Origin of the sequence: Streptomyces sp. NPDC059875 (assembly GCF_042731085.1) — a bacterium.
Taxonomy (GTDB): domain Bacteria; phylum Actinomycetota; class Actinomycetes; order Streptomycetales; family Streptomycetaceae; genus Streptomyces.
The window spans coordinates 356,012-363,932 of sequence record NZ_JBHWJZ010000004.1; the positions used below are offsets into that span (position 1 = coordinate 356,012).

Sequence of the window (7,921 nt, forward strand, 5' to 3'; positions counted from 1 at the left end):
CCACACCGACAGCCCGCCACACCGCTGGACCGCACCACCGGACCGCACCACCGGACCGCACCTCACCGACCCACCTCGCCGTCCCCCACCGGACCTCGCTGAGACACCCCACGGACACCGCCCGCTGAGACACTCCGCCGACCCACTCCCGCACCGAGGAAAGCTGGAACGTTCGATGGACCGCCTCGACAACACCGTCCGCCCCTACGCCTGGGGCTCCACGACCGCCATCCCGGAACTGCTCGGCACCACCCCCACCGGTGAGCCCCAGGCCGAGATGTGGATGGGCGCCCACCCCGGCGCTCCGTCCCGCACGGAGCGCGGACCGCTCAACGAGGTCATCGACGCCGATCCCGTACGCGAACTCGGCGCCCCGGCCGTCGGGAAGTTCGGCCCGCACCTGCCCTTCCTCTTCAAGATCCTCGCCGCCGGCGCCCCGCTCTCCCTCCAGGTCCACCCCGACCTCGCGCAGGCGAAGGCCGGTTTCGCCGCCGAGGAGGCGGCCGGTGTCCCGATCGACGCGCCGCACCGGAACTACAAGGACGCCAACCACAAGCCCGAACTGATCTGCGCCCTCACGCCGTTCAACGGGCTGTGCGGCTTCCGCGACCCGATCGAGGCCGCCGACACCATCGCCGCGCTCGGCGTCGACTCCCTCAAGCCGTACGTCGATCTGCTGCACGCCCACCCCGAAGAGGACGCGCTGCGCGAGGTCATGACGGCCCTGCTCACCGCCGACCGCGAGGAGATGGCGCACACCGTCACCGAGGCCGCCGCCGCCGCCGCCCGCCTCGGCGGTGCCCACGCCCCGTACGCGACCCTCGCCCACCACTTCCCGGGCGACGCGGGCGTCATCGCCGCCATGCTCCTCAACCCCGTCCAACTCCAGCCCGGCGAAGCCCTCTTCCTCGGCGCCGGGGTGCCGCACGCCTATCTCGACGGCCTCGGCGTCGAGATCATGGCCAACTCCGACAACGTGCTGCGCTGCGGACTGACCCCCAAGCACGTCGACGTCCCGGAGCTGCTGCGGGTCGTCCGCTTCGAACCGGCCGAGCCGGCCGTCCTGCGCCCCGAGGCCTCCCCGTCGGGCGAAGAGGTCTATGACACCCCGATCGACGAGTTCCGCCTCTCCCGCTTCGTACGGGCGGAGGGCGCGGCGCCCACCGACGTCACCGCCCCCACGCCGCAGATCCTGCTCGCCGTCGCGGGCCGGCCCGAGGTGGGCGAAGTGACGCTCGCCCCGGGCGAGTCGGTCTTCGTCCCGGCAGGCGAAACGACCGAACTGTCCGGTACGGGATCGGTCTTTCGCGCCACGGTCGTGGCCTGATGCAACAATGACCGGCCGTATGGCGGCGACAGAGCCGGAGCATCGACGAAGGGAACACGTACACCCATGAGCGCGTCAGGCGGAACCAAGGCGATCGTGGCGGCACTCGCCGCGAATCTCGCGATCGCGGTAGCCAAGTTCGTGGCGTTCCTCTTCAGCGGTTCGTCCTCGATGCTGGCCGAGAGCGTCCACTCGCTCGCCGACTCCGGCAACCAGGGGCTCCTGCTCCTCGGCGGCAAGAAGGCGCAGCGCGAGGCGACCCCGCAGCACCCCTTCGGCTACGGCCGCGAGCGGTACATCTACGCCTTCCTCGTCTCCATCGTGCTCTTCTCGGTCGGTGGCATGTTCGCCGTCTACGAGGGCTACGAGAAGATCAAGCACCCGCACCCGATCGAGGACTGGTACTGGCCGATCGGCGTCCTGATCTTCGCGATCATCGCCGAGTCGTTCTCGTTCCGTACGGCCATCAAGGAGTCGAACGCGATCCGCGGCGGCCTGTCCTGGAAGGAGTTCGTCCGCCGCGCGAAGGCGCCCGAGCTCCCGGTCGTCCTCCTGGAGGACCTCGGCGCGCTCGTCGGTCTGGTCCTCGCCCTCGGCGGCGTCAGCATCGCCCTCGTCACCGACAACGGCGTCTGGGACGGCATCGGCACCGTCTGCATCGGTGTCCTCCTCATCGCGATCGCGATCGTGCTCGCCGCGGAGACCAAGTCGCTGCTGCTCGGCGAGGCCGCCGGCACCGACCAGGTGAAGCAGATCGAGGACGCGGTCGTCGACGGCGAGACGGTCACCCGCCTGATCCACATGCGCACGCTCCACCTCGGCCCGGAGGAACTCCTCGTCGCCGCCAAGGTCGCCGTCCGGCACGACGACACGGCCACCCAGGTCGCGTCCGCCATCAACGCGGCCGAGGAGCGCATCCGCGCCGCCGTCCCGATCGCCCGGGTCATCTACCTGGAGCCGGACGTCTACAGCGAGTCGGCCGCAGCAGCAGGCACCAACCCGGCCAAGTCCCCGGGCGGCCCGGCGGTCCACTGAACCGCCCCCCTCGCGGCGCGCGCCCGCTGACGGGCTTCCCGGGCGGGCCGGGCCACTGACGTGCGTCGCCTGGTTGTGGGCATTCGCCCCGCTGGGCTGGGGGAGGGTGGGCACAACGCCACGACGAGCGGCGCCGAGGCCAGAGCCGGCACCAAGGGGCCCGGGGTCACCACGACCCCGGGCCCCTTATCGTCGCTCGGCTACCGGATCTCCCCCAGCACCCGCGGCACCTCGTCCTCATCAGCCGCCTCCAGCAGCCGCTCCCGGAACCCCCGCGACCGGCCCGCGCAGCCGATGACACCAATGTTGTTGACGGCCATCCAGAAGGAGTCCTCCGGGATGACCAGGGCGTCGGGGGTCGCGTGTCCGCCGATGGCGAGCGAGATCGCGATCAGCAGCCCGCCGACCACGACGAACGGAATCATGTACGAGACGCCGTTCATCAGCGCCTTGTACGCGAGGCTCCGCTCCTTTCCGCCGACACCGCCGCCGCTCGGCGACTCGGCGGCCGCCCCAAGGCCGCCGGCTGCACCGGCGCGCTCCGCACCTGCTCGATCAGCCGCTCAGGGTCTTGGATGCCCTCGGCCACCCCGACGGCCAGCACCTGGCCGGAACCGACCCATCCCGGAACCTGGCGGACTGTGGGTCGCCGCACTGATCGGTGTAGATTCGTGACCAGCCAGACGTCGCTGCTGATGGCGGTCGGGCGGTCCGCACGGACCGGCCGAGGGAGAGAGGGCCTCCGACGACTGCACCGCGGGAGTACCCGGGCATTCGTGTGCCCGCGCTACGTCATATCGCGGTGTCAGGCGCCCCGACCGACCCTCGAACCCGATACACGAGGAGCAGCCCAGTCATGACGACTGCCGCCACCCAGCAGGACTTCAAGGTCGCCGACCTCTCCCTTGCCGCCTTCGGCCGCAAGGAGATCACGCTGGCCGAGCACGAGATGCCCGGTCTGATGTCGATCCGCCGCGAGTACGCCGAGCAGCAGCCGCTCGCCGGCGCCCGCATCACCGGCTCCCTGCACATGACTGTGCAGACCGCCGTTCTGATCGAGACGCTCGTCGCGCTCGGCGCCGAGGTCCGCTGGGCCTCCTGCAACATCTTCTCCACCCAGGACCACGCCGCCGCGGCCATCGCCGTCGGCCCGAACGGCACCCCCGAGGCCCCCGCCGGCGTCCCGGTCTTCGCCTGGAAGGGCGAGACACTGGAGGAGTACTGGTGGTGCACGGAGCAGGCCCTGACCTGGCCGAACACGCCCACCGGCGGCCCGAACATGATCCTGGACGACGGCGGTGACGCCACCCTCCTCGTCCACAAGGGCGTCGAGTTCGAGAAGGCCGGCTCCGCCCCGGACCCGTCGACGGCGGACTCCGAGGAGTACGGCCACATCCTCACCCTGCTCAACCGCACGCTGGCCGAGTCCCCCCAGAAGTGGACCCAGCTGGCGTCCGAGATCCGTGGCGTGACGGAGGAGACCACGACCGGTGTCCACCGTCTCTACGAGATGATGTCCGAGGGCACTCTGCTGTTCCCGGCGATCAACGTCAACGACGCCGTGACCAAGTCGAAGTTCGACAACAAGTACGGCTGCCGCCACTCCCTTATCGACGGCATCAACCGCGCCACCGACGTTCTCATCGGCGGTAAGACGGCGGTGGTCTTCGGCTACGGCGATGTGGGCAAGGGCTGCGCGGAGTCGCTGCGCGGCCAGGGTGCGCGCGTCATCGTCACCGAGATCGACCCGATCTGCGCGCTGCAGGCGGCGATGGACGGCTATCAGGTGGCGACCCTGGACGATGTGGTGGAGACGGCGGACATCTTCATCACGACCACGGGCAACAAGGACATCATCATGGCCTCGGACATGGCCAGGATGAAGCACCAGGCCATCGTGGGGAACATCGGTCACTTCGACAACGAGATCGACATGGCCGGCCTGGCCAAGATCGACGGCATCGTGAAGGACGAGGTGAAGCCGCAGGTCCACACGTGGACGTTCCCCGACGGCAAGGTCCTGATCGTCCTGTCGGAGGGCCGGCTGTTGAACCTGGGCAACGCGACGGGCCACCCGTCGTTCGTGATGTCGAACTCGTTCGCGGACCAGACCCTGGCCCAGATCGAGCTCTTCACCAAGCCGGAGGAGTACCCGACGGAGGTCTACGTGCTGCCCAAGCACCTGGACGAGAAGGTCGCCCGCCTCCACCTCGACGCGCTGGGCGTGAAGCTCACGACCCTGCGCCCCGAGCAGGCCGCCTACATCGGCGTCCAGGTCGAAGGCCCCTTCAAGCCGGACCACTACCGCTACTGATGCCGGAACCGACGGCGCCCGTGCACTGACGCACACCCGTCCCACGCACCCGTAGAGGAAACAGGCAGGCCCCCGCACCCCCGTGCCGGGGGCCTGCCTCGTCTATCGCCCCAGCAAGCACCCCGAGGACCCATGCCCCGCGGCCGCTATTCGCTCCATGATCCGCACGATCACACCCCCCTCGGTGAAGAGCACTTCAACTGCGCGCCCGGCCCGTCCGGCTGGCGCTACGTCTCACAGACCACCACCCCCTCCGGCGACCACGCCGGCTCCGTCGACCTGGCCATCGACGAACTCGGCCGCCCCATCCGCCTCGAACTCCACGCCGCGAGCTGGCAGGTCCGCGGCGCCGCCCTCGACGGCGTCACCTGGGTCCGTACCGACCCCACCGGCACCCATGCCACGGAAGGCAACGTGCGCGCCCATGCCTTCACCGGCACCTCACCGGCGTTCCTCGTCGCGATCACGCGACTCCTGCGTCTCACCCCCGCATCCCCCGCGACCCGCATCCGGCTCCTCGCCTTCACGGATCCGGTGCTCGCCCCCCTCACGATCGACCAGTCCTGGGCCCTGGTGAACAGTGAAACGCACGCCACTGACAACGGCCGTCTGATCGTGGACGAGTACCGGGTCAACGCCCTGGACACGGGGGAGCAGCACACGCTCCACATCGCCGGCGACGTGGTCCTCTCCGCCCCCGGCATCGAACTCGAGGCCCTCGAGACCCCGCCGTCGGTCTGGCCCTAAGCGGGCGGTGCGAACCCGGTCGCCGGACCGGAACCACGCTCGTCGGACGCCGCGACAGGCGGCGCCACGGGCCGGGCGGGAGCAACGGTGTCCGCACCGGCCACCGGAGCCGGCCCCACCGGCCGCGCGACGGCAACCACGAACCCGGGAACCTGCTCGCCCACGCCCTGCCCCGCCGAGGCGAACGCCCGCCTTGCCTCGCGCGCCTGCCGCTCGCCGACGACCCCGGCCAGATACGCCGCCGCGGGCACACCCGGCGGCGGAGGCGTCCCGGTCCGCGCGACCAGCTCATCGGCCAGCCGCTCCGCGAGCCGCCTCCCCACGGCCGGGTCCAGCTGCCGCATCCGCGTCAGGTACTGCCGTATCTCCAGCCACAGGGCGTCCGGCACAGCCGACAGATCCAGCTCGGCGAACCGTCCCACGAGCCACGGCGGGGGAGGGGGCACGGCGGCGACGCCGACCGACGGCACCCGCTCCCGTACGACCAGCGTCCCCGCGAAGACGTCCCCGATCCGCCGCCCGCGCTCCGACACCAGCGAAGCGATACAGGCGACGACCCCGAACGTCATCAGGATCTCCACGACCCCCATCGCCCCACGCACCAGCGCGTGCCGGAACCGGATCGGCCCCCCGTCGTCCCGCACGACCCGGAGCCCGCACGCCAGCTTCCCCAGCGACCGCCCGTGCGACAGCGTCTCGACAGCGATCGGCGCACCGACGAGCACCAGCAGGAACGACGCGATGGATATCGCCGTCTGCGCGGCCTCGTCCAGCGAGGCCGTGGCCATCGCGAGCCCGACCGTGATCAGCAGGTAGACCGCCCACACCGCCAGAAGATCGAGGAACAGCGCAAGCGCCCGGCTCGGCAGCCGCGCCGGTTGCAACCCCAGTACGACGGCGTCCCCCGTCACAACCCCGCTCACGGCGCCCACCCTTCTCCGACCTTCGCGACCCCTCGGTACGACAGTCTGCCAAGCTGACCCGCAGTGCGCCGCAGTAGTACGGACCCGTCCGCACCCAGTGCCTGGAGCAGCAGCCGATCATGGACCTCGACGTCTACGTCACCGCCCACCGAGCCGAGTGGGACCGCCTCGACCACCTCCTGCGCCGAGGCGGGAAGCTCAGCGGTGCCGAGGCCGACGAACTCGTCTCCCTCTATCAGCGGACGGCCACCCATCTCTCGCTGATCCAGTCCAGCGCGCCGGACCCCATGCTCACGGCCCGACTCACCCAGCTCGTCGCGCGCGCCCGCGCCGCAGTCACCGGCACCCGCCGCTCCTCCTGGCGCGACGTGGCCGACTTCCTCACGGCGGGCTTCCCGGCGGCCGTCTACCGCTCGCGCCACTGGTGGGTGCCGACGGCCGTCCTCTCGACGCTCCTCGCGGCGATCATCGGCTGGTGGATCGGCACGCACCCCGAAGTTCAGTCCGCCATCGGCGCTCCGGCCGAACTGCGTGAGATGACCCGCCCGGGCGGCCAGTACGAGACCTACTACTCGAGCCACCCGGCGGCCTCGTTCGCCGCCCAGGTCTGGACGAACAATGCCCAGGCCGCCGCCATGTGCCTGGTCCTCGGCGCGTTCCTCTGTTTCCCCGTGCTCTGGATCCTCTTCCTCAACATGCTGAACCTCGGCGTGGCCATCGGTCTGATGTCCTCCGCGGGCCGCCTCGACATCATGCTGGGCCTGCTCATCCCGCACGGCCTCCTCGAACTGACCGCGGTCTTCGTGGCCGCCGGCACCGGCCTGCGCCTCGGCTGGACCCTCATCGACCCCGGCCCCATGACCCGCCGGTCCGCCCTCGCCCAGCAGGGTCGCGCGGCCGTGGGAATGGCGATCGGCCTTGCCTTGGTCCTGTTCCTTTCGGGCCTCATCGAAGGCTTCGTCACCCCGTCGGGCCTCCCGACCTGGGCGCGCATCGCCATCGGCGTCGCTGCTGAACTGGCATTTCTCGCCTACGTCTACATCCTGGGCGGCCGCGCGGCCCGAGCCGGCGACACGGGCGACGTCGAGGAGGCCGACCGCAGCGCCGCCCTGCCGACCGCCGCCTGATGTGCGGACGACCCCGCTGACCTGCTAGTCTCCTCTTCGCCCACAAAAACCGTTGACACGGTCGGCGTGGGGAGGTAGATTCAAACGGTTGCCTCGGACTGGACAAGTTCGAAGGCCAGCAGCTAGACTCTCTCTCGCTCCGGTCGGAAAGTTGATTTCCACGGAGCCACCCCGATTCCTTATTCGAATCACGAAGCCACCGATTAGGTCGGCCGAAATGAATCTGATAAAGTCGGAATCGCCGGAAAGGGAAACGCGAAAGCGAAGAACAGACCGGCAGCCCGCTCCAGCGGGTGGCGGAAACGGAAATCGGATCTGCTAAGCTGGAAACACGAAAGACCGAAGGGAAAAGCCCGGAGGAAAGCCCGAGAGGGTGAGTACAAAGGAAGCGTCCGTTCCTTGAGAACTCAACAGCGTGCCAAAAATCAACGCCAGATTAGTTGATACC

At 69.9% G+C, this 7,921-nt stretch carries 6 protein-coding genes and 1 pseudogene; 5 read left to right on the plus strand and 2 right to left on the minus strand.

Going from position 1 to position 7,921, the window contains the following annotated elements:
- Window positions 1-175: 175 nt before the first annotated feature.
- Both manA and ACFV9D_RS07520 read left to right on the plus strand, forming a co-directional pair.
- Window positions 176-1,327 carry a mannose-6-phosphate isomerase, class I gene (gene manA, locus ACFV9D_RS07515; protein WP_385142355.1) on the plus strand — a complete coding sequence of 384 codons (1,152 nt, stop codon included), beginning with the start codon at window positions 176-178 and terminating at the stop codon, window positions 1,325-1,327.
- A 66-nt stretch (window positions 1,328-1,393) separates the two neighbouring features.
- Window positions 1,394-2,362, plus strand: coding sequence for a cation diffusion facilitator family transporter (locus tag ACFV9D_RS07520; protein WP_385142357.1), 969 nt, complete (start codon window positions 1,394-1,396; stop codon window positions 2,360-2,362).
- A 290-nt stretch (window positions 2,363-2,652) separates the two neighbouring features.
- Here ACFV9D_RS07520 and ACFV9D_RS07525 read toward each other — a convergent pair.
- Window positions 2,653-2,969: pseudogene (locus ACFV9D_RS07525) on the minus strand (PTS fructose transporter subunit IIC); the annotation flags it as partial.
- A 249-nt stretch (window positions 2,970-3,218) separates the two neighbouring features.
- On the opposite strand from ACFV9D_RS07525, the gene ahcY reads away from it, so the two are divergent.
- Complete coding sequence (ahcY, locus tag ACFV9D_RS07530; protein ID WP_385142359.1) at window positions 3,219-4,676, plus strand: adenosylhomocysteinase; 1,458 nt, start codon at window positions 3,219-3,221, stop codon at window positions 4,674-4,676.
- 132 nt (window positions 4,677-4,808) lie between these two features.
- A complete protein-coding gene (locus tag ACFV9D_RS07535; RefSeq protein ID WP_385142361.1) occupies window positions 4,809-5,423 on the plus strand; it encodes a hypothetical protein in 615 nt (204 codons plus the stop codon).
- Here ACFV9D_RS07535 and ACFV9D_RS07540 read toward each other — a convergent pair.
- Window positions 5,420-6,346 (minus strand): RDD family protein, encoded by a 927-nt coding sequence (locus ACFV9D_RS07540; protein ID WP_385142363.1) that lies wholly within the window; start codon window positions 6,344-6,346, stop codon window positions 5,420-5,422. The genes ACFV9D_RS07535 and ACFV9D_RS07540 overlap by 4 nt on opposite strands.
- Before the next feature lie 119 nt (window positions 6,347-6,465).
- Between ACFV9D_RS07540 and ACFV9D_RS07545 the strand changes: the two genes are divergently transcribed.
- The gene (locus ACFV9D_RS07545; RefSeq protein ID WP_385142365.1) at window positions 6,466-7,473 is read left to right on the plus strand and encodes a stage II sporulation protein M; all 1,008 of its coding nucleotides are present in this window, start codon (window positions 6,466-6,468) and stop codon (window positions 7,471-7,473) included.
- Window positions 7,474-7,921 lie beyond the last annotated feature (448 nt).